General features: G+C 75.8%; 17 protein-coding genes and 1 tRNA gene. 3 read left to right on the top strand and 15 right to left on the bottom strand.

What is annotated here, in order from left to right:
* Window positions 1-68: 68 nt before the first annotated feature.
* Both FN207_RS21675 and FN207_RS21670 read right to left on the bottom strand, forming a co-directional pair.
* Window positions 69-155 (bottom strand) — tRNA-Ser (locus tag FN207_RS21675).
* A 49-nt stretch (window positions 156-204) separates the two neighbouring features.
* Window positions 205-612, bottom strand: coding sequence for a YkvA family protein (locus FN207_RS21670; protein ID WP_142460523.1), 408 nt, complete (start codon window positions 610-612; stop codon window positions 205-207).
* A gap of 221 nt (window positions 613-833) precedes the next feature.
* On the opposite strand from FN207_RS21670, the gene FN207_RS21665 reads away from it, so the two are divergent.
* Entirely contained in the window at window positions 834-2627 is a 1794-nt protein-coding gene (locus FN207_RS21665; RefSeq protein ID WP_246066252.1) for a helicase-related protein, read from the top strand.
* Here FN207_RS21665 and FN207_RS21660 read toward each other — a convergent pair.
* From FN207_RS21660 to FN207_RS21625, 8 genes are all read right to left on the bottom strand, one after another.
* Complete coding sequence (locus tag FN207_RS21660) at window positions 2624-3691, bottom strand: ABC transporter ATP-binding protein (protein WP_246066250.1); 1068 nt, start codon at window positions 3689-3691, stop codon at window positions 2624-2626. The genes FN207_RS21665 and FN207_RS21660 overlap by 4 nt on opposite strands.
* The gene (locus tag FN207_RS21655) at window positions 3688-4686 is read right to left on the bottom strand and encodes an ABC transporter ATP-binding protein (protein WP_142460522.1); all 999 of its coding nucleotides are present in this window, start codon (window positions 4684-4686) and stop codon (window positions 3688-3690) included. Before FN207_RS21655 ends, FN207_RS21660 begins: the two co-directional genes overlap by 4 nt.
* On the bottom strand, window positions 4683-5621 hold the full coding sequence (locus FN207_RS21650) for an ABC transporter permease (RefSeq protein WP_142460521.1): 939 nt from the start codon (window positions 5619-5621) through the stop codon (window positions 4683-4685). Before FN207_RS21650 ends, FN207_RS21655 begins: the two co-directional genes overlap by 4 nt.
* Window positions 5618-6550, bottom strand: a complete 933-nt coding sequence (locus tag FN207_RS21645; protein ID WP_281282155.1) for an ABC transporter permease — start codon at window positions 6548-6550, stop codon at window positions 5618-5620. The genes FN207_RS21650 and FN207_RS21645 overlap by 4 nt, the downstream gene beginning before the upstream one ends.
* A gap of 8 nt (window positions 6551-6558) precedes the next feature.
* A complete protein-coding gene (locus FN207_RS21640; RefSeq protein ID WP_142460519.1) occupies window positions 6559-8082 on the bottom strand; it encodes an ABC transporter substrate-binding protein in 1524 nt (507 codons plus the stop codon).
* A gap of 117 nt (window positions 8083-8199) precedes the next feature.
* Entirely contained in the window at window positions 8200-9975 is a 1776-nt protein-coding gene (locus tag FN207_RS21635; RefSeq protein WP_142460518.1) for a glycoside hydrolase family 2 protein, read from the bottom strand.
* 83 nt (window positions 9976-10058) lie between these two features.
* Window positions 10059-11783 (bottom strand): fibronectin type III domain-containing protein, encoded by a 1725-nt coding sequence (locus FN207_RS21630; RefSeq protein WP_142460517.1) that lies wholly within the window; start codon window positions 11781-11783, stop codon window positions 10059-10061.
* A gap of 280 nt (window positions 11784-12063) precedes the next feature.
* Window positions 12064-13140 (bottom strand): ABC transporter ATP-binding protein, encoded by a 1077-nt coding sequence (locus tag FN207_RS21625; protein ID WP_142460516.1) that lies wholly within the window; start codon window positions 13138-13140, stop codon window positions 12064-12066.
* A gap of 225 nt (window positions 13141-13365) precedes the next feature.
* Here FN207_RS21625 and FN207_RS21620 point away from each other — a divergent pair, with 225 nt between their 5' ends.
* A complete protein-coding gene (locus tag FN207_RS21620; protein WP_142460515.1) occupies window positions 13366-14841 on the top strand; it encodes a glycoside hydrolase family 3 protein in 1476 nt (491 codons plus the stop codon).
* Window positions 14838-15968 (top strand): N-acetylglucosamine-6-phosphate deacetylase, encoded by a 1131-nt coding sequence (gene nagA, locus FN207_RS21615; protein ID WP_142460514.1) that lies wholly within the window; start codon window positions 14838-14840, stop codon window positions 15966-15968. The genes FN207_RS21620 and nagA overlap by 4 nt, the downstream gene beginning before the upstream one ends.
* Here nagA and nagB read toward each other — a convergent pair.
* The 5 genes from nagB to FN207_RS21590 form a co-directional block, all read right to left on the bottom strand.
* Window positions 15965-16747, bottom strand: a complete 783-nt coding sequence (gene nagB, locus FN207_RS21610; protein ID WP_142460513.1) for a glucosamine-6-phosphate deaminase — start codon at window positions 16745-16747, stop codon at window positions 15965-15967. The genes nagA and nagB overlap by 4 nt on opposite strands.
* Window positions 16738-17694, bottom strand: a complete 957-nt coding sequence (locus FN207_RS21605) for an ROK family protein (RefSeq protein WP_142460512.1) — start codon at window positions 17692-17694, stop codon at window positions 16738-16740. Before FN207_RS21605 ends, nagB begins: the two co-directional genes overlap by 10 nt.
* Window positions 17691-18608 carry a carbohydrate ABC transporter permease gene (locus FN207_RS21600; protein ID WP_221888343.1) on the bottom strand — a complete coding sequence of 306 codons (918 nt, stop codon included), beginning with the start codon at window positions 18606-18608 and terminating at the stop codon, window positions 17691-17693. The genes FN207_RS21605 and FN207_RS21600 overlap by 4 nt, the downstream gene beginning before the upstream one ends.
* Window positions 18605-19591 carry a carbohydrate ABC transporter permease gene (locus FN207_RS21595; protein ID WP_142460511.1) on the bottom strand — a complete coding sequence of 329 codons (987 nt, stop codon included), beginning with the start codon at window positions 19589-19591 and terminating at the stop codon, window positions 18605-18607. The genes FN207_RS21600 and FN207_RS21595 overlap by 4 nt, the downstream gene beginning before the upstream one ends.
* A gap of 65 nt (window positions 19592-19656) precedes the next feature.
* Window positions 19657-20982, bottom strand: coding sequence for an extracellular solute-binding protein (locus FN207_RS21590; protein WP_142460510.1), 1326 nt, complete (start codon window positions 20980-20982; stop codon window positions 19657-19659).
* Between the last annotated feature and the right edge of the window lie 10 nt (window positions 20983-20992).

The following is a 20992-nucleotide window of genomic DNA, read 5'->3' as shown; positions in this document are numbered from 1 at the left end:
GAGCGGACGACGGCGCCGGGCGCCCCTCGCCGGAGCTCTCCGGGCAACACAAATCCGCAGGTCAGAAGCGGAGGGCGTGGGATTCGAACCCACGATGGGTGTGACCCCATAGCGGTTTTCAAGACCGCCGCCATCGGCCTCTAGGCGAGCCCTCCTGACCGGTCGAGGCTAACCCGACACGGTGCCCGGCCGGCGGGTGTGCCCTCACGAGGGCAGCCGGGTGGCCCGCCGCAGCGCCGCCAGCCCCTCAGGGGTGCCGGGCCAGTGCCGGGCGACGGCTCCCGCGCCGGCACGCCGGACGACCGACCGCAGCACCAGCGCGACGACGACGGCGTCGTCGGCGTAGCCGAGCACCGGGATGAAGTCCGGCACCAGGTCGATCGGCAGGGCGAGGTAACCCAGCAGCAGCCACAGCCGGATCCGCACCCCGCGCGGCAGCTCGGCGTCGCTGGCCAGCCGGCGCACCAGCCGCAGGACGTCGGGCAGGAGCCGCAGCAGGTCCCGCAGCCGCAGGTCGTCCGGGCGGGTGCCCCACAGCACCGCGACGAGGACCAGCCAGCACAGCAGCAGGCCTCCGGCGACGCCGACCAGCGTCCACGCCCACCCGGGCATCCCGTCCTCCTCCGCCGCCCGGCGCCGCCCGGCGCCGCGGAGTACCGGGCGGGTCGCAGGGCACCAGCGTGGCCCACGACGGCCGGGCGGGCATGATCCGGGCACGCGCGGTGTTGCACCGCGGTCAGGTCGTGCGTCCCGTGCCCGGCCTCCCCCGTACGCCGATCCGAGGACCCCTCCTGCCCGAGACCGCTCCCCAGCCCTCCGTCTCCCGCCGCCGTGTGCGCCCGCCCGCCGGGCAGCGCGCACCCCTGCGGACGACGACCGACCGCACCGACCCGCGCGACGCCGCCCGTGACACCGCCCGTGACGAGGCCCGCGAGGCCGCCCGCCTCGCCGCCCGCGAGGAGCGCCGCGCCCAGCAGGCCTGGGTCGAGGGCGCCGCGCCGGAGCTGCCGGTCCGCGAGACGCCGCCGGAGTCCGTCGTGTTCCACCTCGGCCCCACCAACTCCGGCAAGACCTACGAGTCGCTGCAGGCCCTGGCCGCCACCGGCTCCGGCGTCTACGCCGCACCGCTGCGCCAGCTCGCGCAGGAGGCCTACCTCAAGCTGGCCGCGCAGCTGCCCCCCGGCGCCGTCGGCCTGTCCACCGGCGAGGAGGAGGTCGACCCCTTCGCGCCGATCGTCTGCTGCACGGTGGAGAAGGCCCCGATGCGGGGCGAGCTGCTCGTCCTCGACGAGTCGCACTGGGTCGCCGAGCCCGACCGCGGCCACCACTGGGCCAAGCTGCTGCTCACCGGCGAGTACCGCGAGATGCACGTCATCGCCGCGGCCGAGGCGCACCCGACGCTGTCCCCGCTGGTCGCCGACGCCGGCCGGGTCGACGTCGTCCACCACCGGCGGCTGTCGCGGCTCGACGTCCTGAACGCCCCCGTCCGCGCCCGCAGCGTCCGCCCGCAGACGCTGGTGGTCGCGTTCTCCCGCAAGGCCGTGTACGCCGTCGCCGCCGAGCTCGACAAGCACCGGCCCGGGAAGGTCGGCGTCCTCTACGGCGCGCTGCCCCCGGCCACCCGGCGCGAGGTGATCGAGCGGTTCTCCACCGGCGAGCTCGACGTCCTGGTCACCACCGACGTCATCGGCCACGGCATCAACGTCCCGGCCACCACCGTGCTCTTCGCCGAGACCATGAAGTACGACGGCACCCGCATGCGGCCGCTGCGCAGCTGGGAGGCCGCCCAGATCGCCGGGCGGGCCGGCCGCTACGGCCTCACCGGGCACGGCACGGCCGGCGTGCTCGCCGGCGTCGCGGGCCTGTCGCCGTCGCTGGCGCTGGTGTCCGTCGGCGCCGAGGTGGCCCGCGGCGACCGCCCCAGCGACCTGCCCGACCGCCTGCCGCGGCTGCGCCCGGAGTTGGAGGACCTCGGCGCCGTCGAGGCCGCCGAGCTGCCCGAGGCGCTGGTGCGCTGGCAGGCGTGGGCCCGCACGGCCACCCGCGGCCAGGCGGTGACCCCCGACGACGTGACCGAGTTGGTGCTGCGCGTCGAGGCCCTGCTGCCGCTGCTGCGCGGCCCGCTCGGCGCCGTCGGCGACCTGCAGACCGTCTGGCGGCTGGTCAGCCTGCCCATCGACTACGACCCGCCGCGGCGCACCCGCTGGCTGGTGCTGGCCCGCGCGGCGCTCCGGCACGCCGCCGGCCTGCCGGTCCGGCCGGAGCTCGTGCTGCCCGACGTCCCGGTCGACGGCGGCGTCGAGGACTTCGAGCAGGCCGCCGCGGCCGCGCGCGACGCCCAGGCGCTGCTGCGGCAGTTCCCGGGCGTCGCCGACCTCGACGGCGATGACGCGGCCTGGGTCGAGGAGGAGTGCGCCGAGGCCATCAGCGAGCTGCTCCCCGACGCCATCGCGCTCAGCGGGTCGGGCACCTGCTCCTCGTGCGGCACCGCGATCGCGCCCTGGGTGAGCACCTGCCGCCCGTGCAGCGCGCCCCGCGGCCGCGGTCCCGGGCGGGACGGCGCCCGGCGCGGCCCGCGCTCGGGCTCCCGGCAGGGCCGGCGCCCCGCCCGCAGCGGCCGGGGCTAGCTCGCGGGGTCGCCGGCGCCCACCGGCGCCCCGGGTTCGGCCCGCTGCACGGGAGCGCCGACGACGCCGTGCAGGTGGCAGGCGGCGAGGTGCCCGGGCGCCGACCCGACCGGCTGCAGCACCGGGTCGACGTCGGGACAGGGCTCGAAGACGTCGGGGCAGCGGGTGCGGAACCGGCAGCCGCTGGGGACCCGCGCCGGCGAGGGCACGTCGCCGCGCAGCACGATCCGCTGTCGCGACCGCTCGAGCTCCGGGTGCGGCACCGGAACCGCCGACAGCAGCGCCCGCGCGTAGGGCATCTGCGGCTCGGCGGCGACGGCGGCCGCGGGCCCGACCTCGACCACCCGGCCCAGGTACATGACCGCGATCCGGTCGGAGACGTGCCGCACCGCGGACAGGTCGTGGGAGATGAACAGCAGCGTGAGCCCGAGCTGGCGCTGCAGCCGGCGCAGCAGGTTGAGCACCTGGGCCTGCACGCTGACGTCGAGCGAGGCGATCGCCTCGTCGCACACCAGGAAGTCCGGCTCGCCGGCGAGCGCCCGGGCGATGCCCACCCGCTGCCGCTGACCGCCGGAGAACTCGTGCGGGTAGCGCGCGGCGACCCCCGCGTCGAGGCCGACCAGCTCCAGCAGCTCGCGTACCCGGGCCGCGCGGGCCTGCCGGCCGGGGTGCAGGCCGTGCACCTCCAGCGGCTCGGACACCGTCTGCGCGACGGTGCGCCGCGGGTCGAGCGAGGCGAACGGGTCCTGGAACACCATCCCGGCCCGGCGGCGCAGCTCCCGCAGCTGCTTGCGGCCCATCGCGGTGACGTCGAGGCCGTCGAAGGTCACCGTGCCCCCGGTCGGCGGGACCAGCCGCAGCAGCGCGTTGCCCAGCGTGGACTTGCCGCAGCCGGACTCCCCCACCAGGCCCAGCGTCTCGCCGCGGTACACGTCGAGGTCCACGCCGTCGACGGCGCGCAGCGCACCGGTGGTGCGGCGCAGCGCCCCGCCCGAGCGGACCGGGAAGTGCACCTCGAGCCCGCGCGCGGAGACCAGCACCTCCTGCTCGGCCGGTGACGTCACGACGCCTCCCCCTCCGCGCACCAGGTGGCCGCCCGGTGCGGCAGCTCGCCGCCACCCGCTCCGACGACGGCCAGCGGGGGCTGCTCGGTCTCGCAGCGGGCGTCCCCGCGCACCGGGCAGCGCGGCCAGAACACGCAGCCGGCGGGCAGGTCGGTGGGGGCCGGCGGGGTGCCGGGGATGGTGGCCAGGTCGGCGTCGTCGGCCGTGGCGAGGTCGGGCAGCGCGCCGAGCAGGCCCCGCGTGTAGGGGTGCACCGGCCGCTCGAGGACGTCGTCGACCGTGCCGTCCTCCACGCAGCGCCCGCCGTACATGACCAGCACCCGGTCGGCGATGCCGGCGACGACGCCGAGGTCGTGGGTGATCCAGATGACGCCGGTGCCCTGCTCGGCCTGCAGCCGCTCGACCAGGTCGATGATCTGCGCCTGCACCGTCACGTCCAGCGCCGTCGTCGCCTCGTCGGCGACGAGCAGCGCCGGGGAGTTGGCCAGCGCCATCGCGATGACCACCCGCTGGCGCATCCCGCCCGACAGCTCGTGCGGATAGCGGTCCACCGCGCGGCCGGGGTCGGGCAGGCCCACCTCGCCGAGCAGCTCCACCGCCCGCGCGCGGGCCGCCGCCTTGGACACCGGCCCGTGCGCGCGGAGGCCCTCGGTGAGCTGCCGCCCCACGGTGAGCACCGGGTTGAGCGAGGTCATCGGGTCCTGGAACACCATGCCGACGCCGGGGCCGCGGACCCGCCGCAGCCGCTCGGGCGCCATGGTCAGCAGGTCCTCGCCCTGCAGCAGCGCGCGGCCGGTCACCGTGGCCGTGCGCTCGGGCAGCAGGCCGAGCAGCGCGAGCACCGAGACGCTCTTGCCGCTGCCGGACTCCCCGACGACGGCGACGGTCTCCCCCGGGCCGACGGTGTAGCTCAGCCCGTTGACCACGTGGGCGGTCCCGCGCGGGGTGCGCAGGTCCACCCGCAGGTCCTCGACCTCCAGGAGGGGAGCCGTCACCGCCCGCCCCCGGCCATGAGCGTGCGCTGGCGCGGGTCGAGGACGTCGCGCAGCCCGTCGCCGAGCAGGTTGAAGCACAGCACCGTGACGACGATCGCCAGGCCGGGGAAGACGGCGTACCACCAGGCCTGCTCGATGAAGCCGCGGCCGTCGGCCAGCATCAGCCCCCACGACGGGTTCGGCCGGCGCGGGCCCAGGCCGAGGAAGGACAGCGCGGCCTCGGCGAGCACCGCGAAGGCCAGGCTGACCGAGGTCTGCACGATGATCGGCGGCGCGGCGTTGGGCAGCACGTGCCGGGTGATCAGCCGCCAGTCCGAGGCCCCGACCGACCGCGAGGCCCGCACGTACACCTCCTCGCGCACGCCGAGCACGCTGGCCCGGGTGACCCGCGCGAAGATCGGCACGTAGACGATGCCGATGGCGAGGATCGCGTTGGCCGGGCCCGCGCCGCGGATGGCCACGATGGCGATGGCCAGCAGCACCGCGGGGAAGGCGAACAGCACGTCCATCAGCCGCATGAGGGTGTCGTCGACCCACCGGCCGTAGTAGCCGGCCACCAGGCCGATGAGCGTGCCCACCACGAGGGCGAACGCGACGGACAGGAAGCCGACCCGCAGCGACGTCCCCGCCCCGAGGATGACCCGGCTGAACACGTCGCGGCCGAACTCGTCGGTGCCGAACGGGTGGTCCCGGCTCGGCGGCTGCAGCTGCAGCGACGGGTCCTGCTCGTTGGGGCCGTAGGGCGCGAGCGTCTCGTCGAAGACGGCGACCAGCACGATGAGGACCAGCACGGTGGCCGACACGGCGGCCGTGGGGTTGCGGGCGAGCAGCCCGAGCGTCTCCCGCCACCGCGGACGCGCCGGCGTCGTCGTCGGCAGGGGCTCGGCGGGCGGGGGTGCGGCCGGGGTGGCGCCCGGCGCGGGCAGCTGCGTCATCGGCGGGCGATCCTCGGGTCGATGCGGCTGTAGAGCAGGTCCACCAGCAGGTTGATGACGAGGAAGACCAGGGCGAAGAGCAGGACGGAGCCCTGCAGCACGGGGAAGTCGCGGTCGCGCACGGCCTGGTAGGCCAGCTGCCCGAGCCCGGGCCAGGAGAAGACGATCTCCACGACGACGACGCCGGAGAGCAGGTAGGCCAGCTGCACGCCGGTGACGGTGACCAGCGGCAGCAGCGCGTTGCGCAGCACGTGCCAGGTGAGCACCTGGCGGGTCGGGACGCCCTTGGCCTGCGCGGTGCGCACGTGGTCCTGCCCCAGCGCCTCGAGCATGCTCGACCGGACGAACCGCGTGATGACCGAGCCGGAGACGACGCCGACGGCGATCGCGGGCAGGACCAGCCGCTGCAGCCAGCCCAGCGGGTCCTCGGTCAACGGCACGTAGCCGCCCGACGGCAGCCAGCCCAGCACCCCGGCGAACAGCAGGATCAGCATGATCGACAGCCAGAAGTCGGGCACCGAGATGCCGATCTGGCTGACCACGGTGGCCACCCGGTCGATCAGCGAGCGCGGGTGCAGGGCCGACAGCATCCCCAGGGGCAGCGCGATGACCAGCGCCACCACCAGCGCAGCCAGCGCGAGGGTCAGGGTGGCCGGCAGCCGCTCGCCGATCAGCGAGGTGACGGTGTCCCCGCTGCGGAAGCTGACCCCCAGGTCACCGGTCACCGCACGCCCGGCCCAGGTGAGGTACTGCTGGACCAGGGGCAGGTCCAGCCCGCTGCGCTCCCGCAGGGCGTCGTAGGTCTCCTGGGAGTACCGCGTGCCCAGCGCCAGCCGGACCGGGTCCCCCCGCACCATGTGGATCAGGGAGAAGACCAGGACGCTCACACCGGCCAGGACGACGACGGCCTGGCCGGCCCGCCGGAGCAGGTAGCCGCTCAGGGCAGCTCCACGTTCTGGAAGTCGATCGCGGCGTCTGCCCGCACCTGGTAGCCGGTGAGCCCCGGCGCCCAGGCCTGCACCTCGTCGGGGTTGTAGAGGTACAGGTAGCTGACGTCGTCGACGACGAGCTGCGCGGCCTGGTCGTAGAGGGCCTTGCGGGCGGCCTGGTCGGGCTCGGTGGCGGCCCGGGAGAGCAGGTCGTCGACCTGCGGGTTGCTGTAGCCCTGGTAGTTGCTGCCGCCGGTGGACAGGTGCTGGTTCTCGTAGAAGTCGGCCGGGTCGATGTTGCCGATCCAGCTGAGCATGAAGGCGTCGAACTCGCCCTCGGACTGCCGGTCGAGCCAGGTGGCCAGGTCCTCCTCCTGGATCTCCACGTCGATCCCGATCGGCTCGAGCTGGCTGGCGATCACCTGGGCGGCGGCCACCGTCTCCGGGGACTCGTCGGTGACCATCAGGCCCATCGTGATCGGCGTCTGCACGCCGGCCTGCTCGAGCAGCTGGCGGGCGGCCTCCTGGTCCGGGGTGAACGGCGCGTAGTCCAGGTACCAGGGGCTGCCCTGCGGGATCGCCGTCTGGTTGGGCTGCGCGGCGCCGAACCGGGCGGCCTGCGTGACCTCCTCGCGGTCGACGGCGGTGGCGATGGCGCGGCGGACGTCGCGGTTGTCGAACGGCGGGACCGCGTAGTTCATGGACATGTAGAAGTACTCGACGCTGGTGACCGAGCCGAGCTCCACCTCGTCGTCACCCTCGAGGTCGGCGACGTTCTGCGGCGGCACGTTGTCGGTCCACTGGATCTCGCCGTTGCGCAGCGCGGTCAGCGCCGCCGTCGGCTCGGTGATGTAGCGGAACTCGACGCCGTCGATGCTCGGCGCCCCGCCCCAGTGCTCGTCGAACGCGGTGAGCACGGTGGCGTTGGCGTCGGAGCTCTCCAGCCGGAACGGGCCGGTGCCGTTGGCCTCGCTCTGCAGGTCGAACTCCTCGGCGGCGTTCTCCGAGACGATCGCCATGCCCTTGAACGAGCCGATCTGCGCGAGCAGGTTCGGCGTGGGTTCGGTCAGCGTGACGACAACGGTCCGCGGGTCGGGCGCGGTGACGTCGGAGACGGTGGCGAACCGGTAGGCGTTGGTCAGCTCCTCGTCGATGATCCGGTTGAAGCTGTAGACGACGTCGGCGGAGTCGAACTCGCTGCCGTCGTGGAAGGGAACGCCGTCGCGGAGGGTGAACGTCCAGCTCAGGCCGTCGGGGCTGGTGGTCCAGGACTCGGCCAGGCTCGGCTGCATGGTGAGGTCCTCGGCGCTGGGGACGACGAGGGTGTCGTACACGTTCTCCAGCACCTGGAAGCTCGCGTAGGCGTTGGTGACGTGCGGGTCGAACTGGTCGGGCTCGGCGCTGACCGCCGCGATGAGCACGTCGTCGCCGCCCCCTCCCCCTCCCCCGGTGTCGACGCTCTCCCCGCCGCCGCAGGCGGACAGGAGCAGGGCCGCTGCCGCGGCGAGGGGCAGGAGCCGGTTCGTGCGCACGGGGACCTCCGGAGCTCGACTGGCAGCTGGGGTGGGGCGTCTCGGTGCCGACACTGGCCCGGCCCGGTGGGTTCCGCAGGTCGAGGCGGTGATCGTTGCCCGGCCGTGATCACCGCGTCACACCTCGCCGACCGTGGCCCGCCGGAACGCCTCGACGTCGCACTTGGGCACCCGGTCGGCGGTCAGCAGCCCGTTGACCTCCTGGTAGGTGTCGGTGAGCTGCGTCCAGCAGGCGCCGGCCAGGGCGCTGCTCGCGTGCACCGCCGCCCACTGGGCGCGGTAGCGCTCGAGCAGGTCCTCCGGCGAGCGGGCGTCGGCGTAGCCCCACGGCTCGGTGCGGCCGGGGTCGTCGGAGGTCCCGGCGTTCAGGGCGATCCCGCCGAACTCCGACAGGACGACGGCCCGCCCGGCGACGCCCGCGCGGTCGAGGTCGGCCAGGTGGCCGTCGGGACGGCGTCCGGTGGCCAGGCGCTCGAGGTCGGCGGCGGTGGCGTAGCGGGCGGCCAGCACGGCCGGGTCCTGCTCGTAGTCGTGCACGCCGAGGACCTGCCCGCCGAGGGCCTCCCAGCCGTCGTTGGCCGAGACCGGGCGGGTGCCGTCGAGGGCGTCGGCGGTGGCGGCCAGCGCGGTGAGCAGGCCGCGCTGGGCGCGGTCGGTGGCCGCCTCCTGCACGCCCCACGACTCGTTGAGCGGCACCCAGGCGACCACGCTCGGGTGCCCGCGGTGGGCCGCCACGACGTCGGCCCACTCCCGCAGGAGCCGGGCGGCCGCCGTCGGGCCGGGGCGGTAGGCCGAGGGCATCTCCGCCCAGACGAGCAGCCCCATGCGGTCGGCGAGCGCGAGCCAGCGCGGGTCCTCGGTCTTCTGGTGCTTGCGCACGCCGGTGAAGCCCAGCGCGCGGGTCAGCTCCAGGTCGCGGCGCAGCGCGGCGACGTCGGGCGGGGTGGCGCCGGTGTGCGGCCAGTAGCCCTGGTCGAGCACCAGGCGCAGCGGCACCGGGCGGCCGTTGACCAGCAGGTGCCCGTCGTCGACCTCGACCGAGCGCAGCGCCGTGTAGCTCGCCACCTCGTCGAGCACCTCGCCGTCGTCACCGACCAGCGCCAGCTCGGCGTCGAGGACCACCGGGGACGGGCCCGGCTCCCAGGTCAGGTGCCAGCGGTCGTCGGTGCCGCCGTCGCCGACCTGCAGGGTCCGCTCGACCACCGCGCCGTCGACCCGGACGCTGTCGTCGGCGAGCAGCCGGTCGCCGTGCCGCAGGCGCAGGTGCAGGCGGGCCCCGGTGACGGGGACCGACAGCTCCGCGCGGACGTCGACGCGCATCGTCCGGGGGTCGCCGCGCCAGACGACGTCGGTGACGTGGGCGCGCGCCACGGACTCCAGCCACGGCGTCCGCCAGATGCCGGTGGTGCGCGGGTAGAAGATCTCGTGCGGCTCGTCGCGCCAGTCCTGCTTGCCGCGCGGCGCCTCGAGGTCGCGGGGGTCGTCGTCGGCGCGGACGACGAGGTCGGCGCCGTCGCCGAGGAAGTCGGTGACGTCGACGCGGAACGGCGTGTAGCCGCCCTCGTGCGAGGCGACGTGCGCGCCGCCCACCCACACGTCGCACACCCGGTCGACGGCGCCGAGGTGCAGCACGGTGCGGCGGTCGCCCTGCCGGCCGGGCAGCGGGCGCCGGTACCAAGCGCGGTGCAGCGGGCCGGTCCAGTGCACGCCGCTGGCCGGGGTCTCGGGGGCGTAGGGGACGCGGATGGTGCGGTCGAAGCGCACCGTGCCGGGGCGGCCGGTGAGGTCGGGGTCCGCGGCGAACCGCCACTCGCCGTCGAGGGAGCGCCACGGCCGGCGCAGCAGCGGGCGGGGGTGGGCGGTCGGGTCCATGGCATCGGAGCGGCGGTCCACGGCTCCACCTCACCGGAACCCGGGCCGGACAGCACGGCGGCCGCCGCCCCGCGAGGGGACGGCGGCCGCCGGGAGGGGTGCGGTCAGGCGCGCCGGCGGCGCCCCGCGACGACCAGCCCGCCGCCGACGGCCAGGGCCGCCAGGCCGCCGAGGGCCGGGACGGCGACGTCGGCACCGGTGTAGGCCAGGCCGCCGGTGGTGGCCGCCGCGGTCGCGGTGCCGCCGGTGACCGTGACGGGCAGCGTCAGGAACCGCGGGTTGCCCGAGGGGTCCACGCCCGCGGCGACCAGGGTGTGCGCGCCGTTCGCCAGGCCCTTCGGGAGGGTGACGGTGACGGTGAACCGGCCGTTGCCGTCGGCGACCGCGGAGCCGACCACCTGCGGCGCCGAGTACACGATCAGGCTGACGGTGGAGCCGGGCAGGTAGCCGCTGCCGGAGACCTCGACGGCCGAGCCGGCCGCCACGGAGCCGGACTGGCCGGCCGGGCGGGTGAGGTCGCCGTTCGAGGCCGGGACGGTCGAGGGGACGGCCGGCGCGGCCGGGGTGCCGACCGGGACGACGGCGGAGTCGGTCCCGCTGTGGCCGACGCCGTCGACGGCGGACACGACGACCCGGTAGGTGTAACCGGCCTCGGCCCGCAGCCCGACGAGGCAGGTCAGCGGCGCACCGGCGGGCACCTCGCACACCGTGCTGCGGTCGCCGAACTCACCGCCGCTCGTGATCAGGTCGACGGCGTAGTGGTCGATGCCGTAGGTGCCGGCGCTGGGAGCGGGCGTCCAGCCGACGCGCACCGAGGCGACGCCGGGGGTGGCCGTCACGCCGCCGGGAGCGCCGGGGGCGACGAACGGGCGGGCCGCCACCGGCTCGCTGGGCGTGCCGGTGCCGGTCAGGTCGCTGACCCCGCGGACGCGGATCGCGTAGGTCGTGCCGTTGGTGAGGCCGGTGAGGGTGAAGGCCTGCGTGCGGTACCCCTCGTCCCACGCGGCGTCGGCCGGCAGGTAGTGCACGCCGTCGAGGCTGTACTCCCAGGTGTCGGCGTCGGTGCCGTTCTCGTCCTCGGACCACGTCGGGTCGAAGCGGACGGTCACCCGGCCGTCGCCGTCGACGGCGGAGAGGCCGGTGGGCGCGAGCGGCGCGGTGAGGACGACCTCCTCCTCCACGGGCTCGCAGGGGAGGACCTGGCCCTCGACGCGGCCGTGGAAGCCGACGGCGTCGTACGCGCCGTCCACCTGGTCGGCCAGGCCGGCGTCGACGACGTTGGCGCCCCCGCCGGCGCCCGCACCGCCCTCGGCACCGCCGCCGTCACCGCCGTACGCGACGAGCCGGAAGCCGTCGGGGCCGAGCACCACGGACGCGGCACCACCGCCGCCGCCACCGCCGACGACGACCTCGTCGCCGTCGACCTGGTCCCCGCCGGACCCGCCGTCGAGGTCGGGGTCCTCGGCGTTGGTCCCGCCGGCACCGCCCCCGTCGGCGTCCGCGTCGGCACCGACGGTGCCCGCGGCGAAGGTGAAGGTCTCGCCGCCGGTGACGGCGCTCAGGCCGCGGATCTCGCCGCCGGGCGCGCCGGCGACCGCGGCGCCGTCCTCGTGGCCGGCACCGCCGGAGCCGCCGACGACCCACCAGTCGATGGCGCAGTAGCCGGTCAGGGGGACCTCGACGGAGCCGGTCTCGTCGGCGTCGAAGGAGATGATCTCGAGGGTCTCGGCCGCGGCGGTGCCGGGCAGGCCGATCACGAGCGGAGAGAGGCTGAGCACGCCGGCGGCCGCGAGGCCGAGGGCGCGACGTGGTGGGGACGTGAGCTGCACGTCGACTCCCTGGGTGGGCCCGGTCGCGCCGGGCTCGCTGGTCCGGGTGTCCGGACGCGGCGGAACCGGACCACGGCGCACTCCCCGCGACACGCCGCGCCGCGCACGCCCCCCACCACTGGGGCGCCGCGTGACCCGATCGAGATCGGGAACACGAACGGCCTGCTCGGAACGGCCCTGGAGCTGACGAGCAGCACCCCGGCCGCTCGTGCGGACCTGTCGGTCCCGGCGGCGTTCCGGTACCCGGACGAACTGCTCGCGCCGCGATGCGCCCGCTTGCTCAGGCCGCGATGCGCTCGCCGTCGGCGGCGCGGAACAGGTGCACCGACCCCGGCCGCGGGGCGACCCGGACGACGTTGCCCTTGGCGGGCGGACGGCGGCCGTCGACGCGGGCGGTCACCACGTGCGTGCGGTCGCCGAGCTCGGCGCGGCCGTAGACGTAGGCGTCGGCGCCGAGCTCCTCGACGACGTCGACCTCCAGCGGCAGCCCCACCCCGCCGACCTCGAGGTCCTCCGGCCGCACGCCCAGCACGACCTCCGCGGCGTCGGCGCGGCCGAGCGCCTCGCGGGCCACCGGCACCACCTGCTCGCCCAGCCGCACCCCGCCGTCGACGACCGGCAGGGGGAACAGGTTCATCGCCGGCGAGCCGATGAAGCCGGCCACGAAGAGGTTGCGCGGCCGGTCGTAGAGCTCGCGCGGGCGTCCCACCTGCATGAGCAGGCCGTCCTTCAGCACCGCAACGCGGTCGCCCATGGTCATGGCCTCGGTCTGGTCGTGGGTGACGTAGACGGTGGTGACGCCGAGCCGCCGCTGCAGCTGGGCGATCTGGGTGCGGGTCTGCACGCGCAGCTTCGCGTCGAGGTTGGACAGCGGCTCGTCCATGAGGAAGGCCTGCGGCCGCCGCACGATCGCCCGGCCCATGGCCACCCGCTGCCGCTGGCCGCCCGACAGCGCCTTGGGCCGGCGCTCCAGGTGGTCGGTGAGGTCGAGCATCCGGGCGGCCTCGGCCACCCGCTCGCGGATCTCCGCCTTCCCCACCCCGGCGACCTTGAGCGCGAAGCCCATGTTGTCGCCGACGGTCATGTGCGGGTACAGCGCGTAGTTCTGGAACACCATCGCGATGTCGCGGTCCTTCGGCGCGGCCCCGGTGACGTCACGGCCGCCGATGAGGATGCGCCCGGCGTCGACCCGCTCCAGGCCGGCCAGCATCCGCAGTGACGTGGACTTGCCGCAGCCGGACGGGCCGACGAGGACGAGGAACTCGCCGTCGGCGACCTCCAGGTCCAGCGCGTCGACGGCGAGGCGGTCGGCCCCGTCGTACACGCACGTCGCGGAGTCGTAGGTGACGGTCGCCATCGCGGGTCCTCCGAAGCGGTGTGGAGCGCCGGCGGGATGCATTTCCCGCGCGCACCGGAACGTCGCCCGGCGCGCTGGCGACAGTAGTGCAGCCGAGGGGGTGGGGAAAGGGCCCGCGCGCCATTTCCCGGCCCGCGCGGCGCCCCGTGCCGATATGCTCGCCGTGCGCCATTCCCGGAGCCGTCGGCGCTCCATTTCCCGGCGCCCGAGGGAACGGCGGAGCCGATGTCGGAACTGGACGACCTGGTCGACTCCTGCCTCGTCCCGGGCTTCTCCGGACCGGAGGTCCCCGGCTGGGTCGCCGACGCGCTCGGGCGCGGGATGGCCGGCGTCTGCGTCTACGGCGCCAACCTCACCGCGGGGCCCGCACAGTCCGCGCCGGAGCGGGTCCGGGCGATCAGCGACGCCGTCCACGCCGCCGCGCCCGACGCCCTGGTGACCCTCGACGAGGAGGGCGGCGACGTCACTCGGCTCGACTACCTGGTCGGGAGCGGCTACCCGGGCAACCTGGCCCTCGGGGTCGTCGACGACGTCGCGCTGACCCGCGCGGTGGCCACGGCCGTCGGTGCCGACCTGCGCCGCGCCGGGGTCGATGTCGACCTCGCGCCGTCGGTCGACGTCAACAGCGACCCCCGCAACCCGGTGATCGGCGTGCGGTCCTTCGGCGCGGACCCGGCGCTGGTCGCCCGGCACGGCGCCGCCTTCGTGGCCGGCCTGCAGGCCGCCGGCGTGGCCGCGTGCGCCAAGCACTTCCCCGGCCACGGCGCCACCACCGTCGACTCCCACCTCGGCCTGCCGGTGGTCGACGTCGACCCCGGCACCGCCCGCGCCCGGGAGCTGCCGCCCTTCACCGCGGCCGTCGCCGCCGGCGCGGAGCTGGTGATGACCTCGCACGTCGTCTTCCCCGCGGTCGACGCGCAGCCCGCCACGCTCAGCCGGCGGTGGCTGGTCGACGTCCTGCGCGGCGAGCTGGGGTTCGACGGCGTCGTGGTCACCGACGCGCTCGACATGGCGGGGGTGCGGGCCGCACACGGGATCGCCGGTGCCGGCGCGCTGTCGCTGGCGGCCGGCGCGGACCTGCTGCTGGTCGGCGCCGAGGACGGCGAGGAGCACTGCGCCGCGATCCGGCGGGCGGTCGCCGCGGCCGTGCGCGAGGGCCGGCTGACCGAGGCGCGGCTGCACGAGGCGGTGGGCCGGGTGCGCGCGCTGCGCGAGCGGCAGGCGGCCCGGGCCGCGGGCGCGGTGCCGGAGGGCGACCCCGGTGCGGTGGCCGCGCGGCGGGCGCTGCGGCTGCGCGACGTCGTCCCGCTGGCCGCCCCGGCGGTGGTCGTGGAGCTGCGCGGTGAGGCGAACATGGCCGTCGGCGACGCCCGGTGGAGCCTGGCCGACCCGCTGGCCGGGCTGGGCCTGCTCGCCGAGGCGGTGACCGTGCGCGGCGGCGACCCGGCGCCCGCCGAGGTGGCCGGACGCGCCGGCGGGCGGCCGCTGGTGGTCGCCGTCCGCGATGCCTACCGGCACCCCGACCAGCGCGGATGGCTGCAGACGCTGCTCGCCGCCCGGCACGACGCCGTCGTCGTGGTGCTCGGCATGCCCGACGACGCCGGCCTGACCACCGGCCCCGTGCTGACCACCCACGGCGCGGCCCGGGTGCTCACGCAGGCGGCGGCCGAGGCACTCGCGGGCAGGGCGCTGCGCGGATGAGCACGCTGCTGGCCGGGGCACGGCTGGTCGACGCCGGCGGGGTCAGCGGGCCCGGCTGGGTGCTGCTCGACGGCGACGCCATCACCGCCACCGGCACCGGCCGCCGCCCGGCCGCGGACGAGACCGTCGACCTCGCCGGCGCCGACCTCGTGCCGGGGTTCGTCGACCTGCACGCCCACGGCGGCGGCGGCGCGGCCTTCGACGACGGCCCCGACGCCATCCGTACCGCCCTCGCCGTGCACCGCTCGGCCGGCACCACCCGCTCCGTCCTCAGCCTGGTGGCCGCGCCGCTCGCGGAGCTGGAGACGTCCCTGGCCGGCATCGCCGAGGTGGCCGCCGGTGACCCGACCGTGCTCGGCGCCCACCTCGAGGGCCCGTTCCTCGCCCCGGCCCGCTGCGGCGCGCACGACCCCCGCCACCTGCTCGCCCCCACCGCCGACGCCGTCGACCGGCTGCTCGCCGCCGCGCGCGGCACGCTGCGGCAGGTCACCGTGGCGCCCGAGCTGCCCGGCGCCCTGCAGGCGGTCCGGGACCTCACCGCCGCGGGGGTGGTCGTCGCCGTCGGGCACACCGAGGCCGACGCCGCGCTCACCGCGGCCGCCTTCGACGCCGGCGCCCGGCTGCTCACCCACGCGCTCAACGCCATGCCCGGCCTGCACCACCGCGAGCCCGGCCCGGTCGGCGCCGCGCTGGCCGACCCCCGGGTCAACCTGGAGCTCGTCCTCGACGGCGTGCACGTGCACCCCGTGGTCGCGCGCCTGCTGCTGGCCGGCGCACCGGGACGGGTCGCGCTGGTCACCGACGCGATGGCCGCCGCGGGCGCCGGCGACGGCGACCACCGGCTGGGCGGTCGGGCGGTGCAGGTGCGCGGCGGGCGGGCGGTGGTCGCGGGCACCGACACGATCGCCGGGTCGACACTCACCCAGGACGCCGCGCTGCGCACCGCGCTCGGCGCGGGTGTCGAGCAGGTCGCCGCCGTCACCGCGCTGACCGCCGCACCGGCCCGGACCCTCGGCCTGGAGAGCACCTTCGGCCGCCTGGCGCCCGGCTACGCCGCCGACGTCGTCGCCCTCGGTCCGGACCGGTCCGTCACGGGCGTCTGGGCGGCCGGTCGCCGGGTCCGCTAGGGCCGCTGCCAGTCCGGCTTGGCGGCGTACACCTGGCGGTAGTGGTCGAGCAGGGTCAGCCGGGCGGCCGCCTCCTCGTCGACGACGACGGTCGCCCGCGGGTGCAGCTGCAGCGCCGAGGCCGGGACCATGCTGGTCAGCGGCCCCTCGACGGCCGCCGCGACCGCCTCGGCCTTGGCGCTCCCCTGTGCCACCAGCAGCAGCCGCCGGGCCCCGAGGATGGTGCCCAGCCCCTGGGTGAGGCAGTGCAGCGGCACCTCGTCGGGCGAGGTGAAGAAGCGCGCGTTGTCCGCCCGGGTGCGCGCCGCCAGCGTCTTGAGCCGGGTGCGCGACCCGAACGACGACGTCGGCTCGTTGAACCCGATGTGCCCGTTGGCGCCGATCCCGAGCAGCTGGACGTCGACCCCGCCGGCGTCGGCGAGTGCCTGCTCGTAGGCCTCCGCCGCCGCCTCGAGGTCCGCGGCGCGGCCGTCGGGCACGTGCACGCGGGCCGGGTCGAGGCCCAGCGGGCCGGTGACGTCGCGCGCGATGACGGCCGCGTAGCTCTCCGGGTGCCCGGCCGGCAGGCCCACGTACTCGTCGAGCGCGAATCCGCTGACGCCGGTCAGGTCGAGCTCGCCGGCCGTGACCCGGCGGGCCAGCTCGGCGTAGACGCCCACCGGCGAGGACCCGGTGGCCAGCCCCAGCACCGCGCCGGGCCGGCGCCGCACGACGTCGGCCACCACGTCGGCGGCGACCCGGGCGACGTCGTCGGGACCGGGCAGGACGATCACCTCCACGCGGCCCCCACGGGAGGAGGCGCGGCCTCCCGGGCGGTGAGCGCGGCCCCGACCGGGGCCACCGGCACCCCGGCCGGCACCACCGTCACCCGTCCGGCGATGGCCAGGCTGCGCAGGAACGGCGACCCGGCCGCCTGCCGCTCCAGCTGCTCGCGGACGGCGGTGACCAGCGGCTGGCCCACCTCCGCCACCCCGCCGCCGAGCACCACGTGCTCGACGTCGCAGGTCAGCACCAGCAGCCGCACGGCGGCGGCCACCGCGCCGGCGAAGCGGTCCCGGACCCGCACCGCCGCGGGGTCGCCGAGGGCCGCCGCGCCGAAGACCGCGGCCGCCGCCGGCACCCCGGGCGGGGACGGCCAGGCCGCGTCGAGCGCCGAGCCGGAGGCGTAGAGCTCCAGGCAGCCGCACTGCCCGCAGGGGCAGCGGGGGCCGGCCGGGTCCAGCGGCACGTGCCCGATCTCCCCCGCTCCCCCGCCGTGCCCGCGGCGCAGCCCGCCGCCGAGCAGCAGGCCCGCGGCGACGCCGGTCCCCAGGCCGAGCAGCGCGAGGTCACCGCGCAGGCCGAGCACGCGGGCCGCGCCGACGGCGGCCACGTTGAGGTCGTTCTCCACCGCCACCGGCACCCCGCCGAGGCGGGCCGAGAGCAGCGGCGCCAGCGCCACGCCGCGGTCGTCGATGCCGAGGTTCACCGCGTGCGAGACCGCCCCGGTGGCGGGGTCGACCAGCCCGGGCACGCCGGCGCCCACCCCGGCGAGGTCGTCGACGGCCATCCGCGCGTCGGCGCACAGCTGCTCCACCACCTCGGCGGCGGCCGCGACCACGCCCTCGGTGCCGCGCCGGGTGGGCACGCGGACGCTGCCGCGGACGGTGGCGACGTCGTCGAGGAGGACGCCGAGGACCTTCGTGCCCCCGATGTCGAGGCCGACCGACCAGCCCGGCGCCCTCACCCCTTCACCGCCCCGGCCACCAGACCGGCGCTCATCCGCTTCTGCACCAGCAGGAAGAAGGCGATGACCGGCACCGCGATGAGGGTCGCGCCGGCCATGACCACGCCCCAGTCGGTGGCCCGGTTGGCCTCGACCAGGCCCTGCAGCCACAGCGGCAGGGTCCGCTCGCCGGGGTCGGTCATGACGACCAGGGCGAGGGTGTACTCGTTCCACGCCTGCAGGAACCCGTAGACACCCGAGGCCACCAGGCCCGGCGCCAGCAGCGGGAAGGTGATGCGGAAGAAGGCGCGGGTGCGGGAGAGGCCGTCGACCATCGCGGCCTCCTCCAGTTCGATGGGGACGCCGTTCACGAAACCGCGCAGCATCCAGATCGTGAACGGGAGAATGGCCGCCACGTAGACGATGGTCAGACCCAGTACGGAATTGACCAGACCCCAGTCGTCGAGAACGGCGTACTGCGAGATGAACAACCCCTCCGCGGGGATCATCTGGACGACGAGGACGGTGACGATGAACGCCTTTCTCCCGCGGAACCGGAAACGGCTGATCGCCAGTGCCGCGACGAATGCGAACAACACCGCGAACACCAGCGTCAGACCGGTGACGGCGAGCGAGACGCGGAACGAGGCGTAGAACGACCCGTCGGTCAGCACCTGGCGGAAGTTGGCCAGGGTGCCGTCGAACGGGAAGAAGGTCGGCTCCGGCGTCCGCAGCCGGGCGGTGGGCAGGAAGGCGCTGCTGACCATCCAGTAGATGGGGAAGGCCCACACCAGCGCGACGACGACGGCCAGCGCGCCGAGCAGCCAGCGGGCGGCCCGGGTGCGCGGCCGGATGCGGCGGCGCGGGCGGCGGGCGGGCCGGGCGGGGCTCACCGCCGTCGGGACGGCGGCAGTGGGCGGGACGGCGGCGCTCACAGGTCCTCCTCCCGCAGCATGCGGCGGATGTAGAAGCCGGTCAGGCACAGCGTGATGACGAGCATGACCGTGGCCATGGCGCCGGCCAGGGAGAACTCCCGGGACAGCGAGTAGACGTAGGTGCCGAGCAGGTGGGTCTCCCGGGTCGGGGCGCCGGCCTTCTGCAGGACGTGGATCTGGGTGAACACCCTCAGGTCCCAGATGACCTGCAGCAGTCCGGCGATCAGCAGCACCGGCTTGATCAGCGGCAGCGACAGGTGACGGAACCGCTGCCAGGCGCTGGCGCCGTCGAGCTGGGCGGCCTCGACGCACTCGGCGGGCACCTGCAGCAGCGCGGCGTAGGTCGTGAAGACGACGAACGGCACGCTCATCCAGACCACGATCACCGTGGCCACCAGGTAGAACGACGCCGGCTCGATGATCCACGAGTGCCCGCGGAAGCCCTCGGCGCCGAGCGGGTCCGACAGCAGCCAGTTGACGACGCCGTACTGCGAGTCGAACAGCCACTGCCAGACGGTGAGCGTGGCCAGCACCGGGGTGCCCCAGGCCAGCAGGAGCCCGACCTGCAGCGTGATCCGGGCGCCCCGGCCGACCCGGGTCATGAGGACCGCCAGCGTCACCCCGATCGCCATGGTCAGCCCGGCGTTGACCAGGCAGAAGGCGATCGACCGGCCGATGACGCCCCACACGTAGGGGTCCGACAGCAGGTCGGTGTAGTTGCGCAGGCCCACCCACTCGGCCGGCCGGCCGAACTGCTGGGCCAGGCCGTACTCCTGGAAGGACAGCACGAACTGCCGCGCCAGCGGGTAGCCGAGGCCGACGGCGACCGGGACGAGCGCCGGGACGAGCAGGGCGTAGGGGCCCAGGCGCGAGCGCCAGGGCAGGCGCCGCCGGGGCGGGACGGGACGGGCGGGGACGGGCTCGGCGACGAGCGGGTCCCGCGGGGGTGCCGCCGTCTCGGGCGGCAGGGGTGGCGCGGCCATCGCAGAGGCTCCGGGGCGTCCGGGGACCGGGGAGGGCGGGCGGGCCGCCCTCCCCGGTCGGGCGGTCAGTTGAGCGTCTCCTCCATGAGCCGGTCGGCCTCGGCCGCGGCCTGGGCGACGTCGGCACCGCTGGCGACCTGCTGGAAGAAGTCCTCCAGGATCCGGGCGCCCTCGACGTCGGCCCACTGCTCGGCGGCCGGCGTCAGCTTGGCGTTGCGCGCCGCGGCGAGCGCGGCCTGGGCGTAGACGTCGTCCCCGAGGGCGTCGGCGTACTGGCTGTTGCCGGGGATGAGCCCGTTCTCGGCCAGCATCGTCTGGTACTCCTCGCTGAAGATGATCCGCAGCAGGTCGCGGGCCTCCTCCTGGCGCTGCGACATCGTCGGGATGGCGATGTTCGAGCCGCCGGCGAAGACCGGCGCGCTGGAGCCGGGCTGCTCACCGGGCAGCGGGAAGACGCCGGTGATCTCCTCGTTGCACGCCTGCTGCTCGGCCAGCAGCGCCTCGGCCTCGGGCGAGGTGTCGTCCGGGTCGACGCCCTTGTCGCACTCGGGCAGCGCGATGCTGGACCGGGCCCAGGTCGGGGCGGAGAACATCGCGGCCTGGCCGTTGTTGAAGGCCACCCACGGCTCGTTGGAGTCGGCGTCGCGCGGAGCCCGCGTGGCGTTGGTGAACAGGTCCTGGACCTCGGCCAGGGCCTCCTGCGACTCCGGGCTGGACAGCGCGCCGACCCAGCGGTCGCCCTCCTGGACGGCGAGGTCGCCGCCGTTGCTGAACACCCAGGCCACGCCGTTGTACCAGTCCTGGCCGGGGAACCAGAAGCCGCTGAAGTCCGGCGAGGGGTTGGCCTGCTGCAGCGCGATCGCCGCGGTGCGGAACTCCTCGAGCGTCGTCGGGACCGCGACCCCGGCCTGCTGGAAGAGGTCCTTGCGGTAGAAGACCGCCCGCGCGCCCGAGTAGTAGGGCACCGCGTAGAGGGTGCCGTCGGCGGTGCCGGCGTCGACGAAGCCGGGGAGCAGGTCGTCGCCGCCGAGGTCCTCGTAGACGTCGGTCAGCTCGGTGAAGGCGCCGGCGTAGGTGAACGTCGGGCTCTGCGTGTTGCCGATCTCGACGAGGTCCGGCGTCTGGTCCTCGCTGGACAGCGCCGTCTGCAGCCGCGGCACCAGGCCACTCCAGTCCTGCTCCTCGATGACCAGCGTCATGCCCTCGTGGTCGGCCTCGAAGGTCTCCTTCAGGTAGTCGCGCAGCTCCTGCGGGGTGTCGGTGCCGTTGAGCCACAGCCGGACCTCGGTGTCCGAGGAGGCCTCCGCGGCCTCGCCCCCGCCGCAGGCGGACACGGCGAGCAGCGATGCGACCGCGGCGGCGGCCAGGCCGCCGGTGCGTACTCTTCTCATGTTGGGGTTC

The sequence above is a fragment of the Geodermatophilus aquaeductus genome, assembly GCF_900182545.1.
Lineage (GTDB): Bacteria > Actinomycetota > Actinomycetes > Mycobacteriales > Geodermatophilaceae > Geodermatophilus > Geodermatophilus aquaeductus.
Note: the sequence above shows the minus strand (reverse complement) of the source record. Positions and strands in the feature narration are given on the sequence as shown.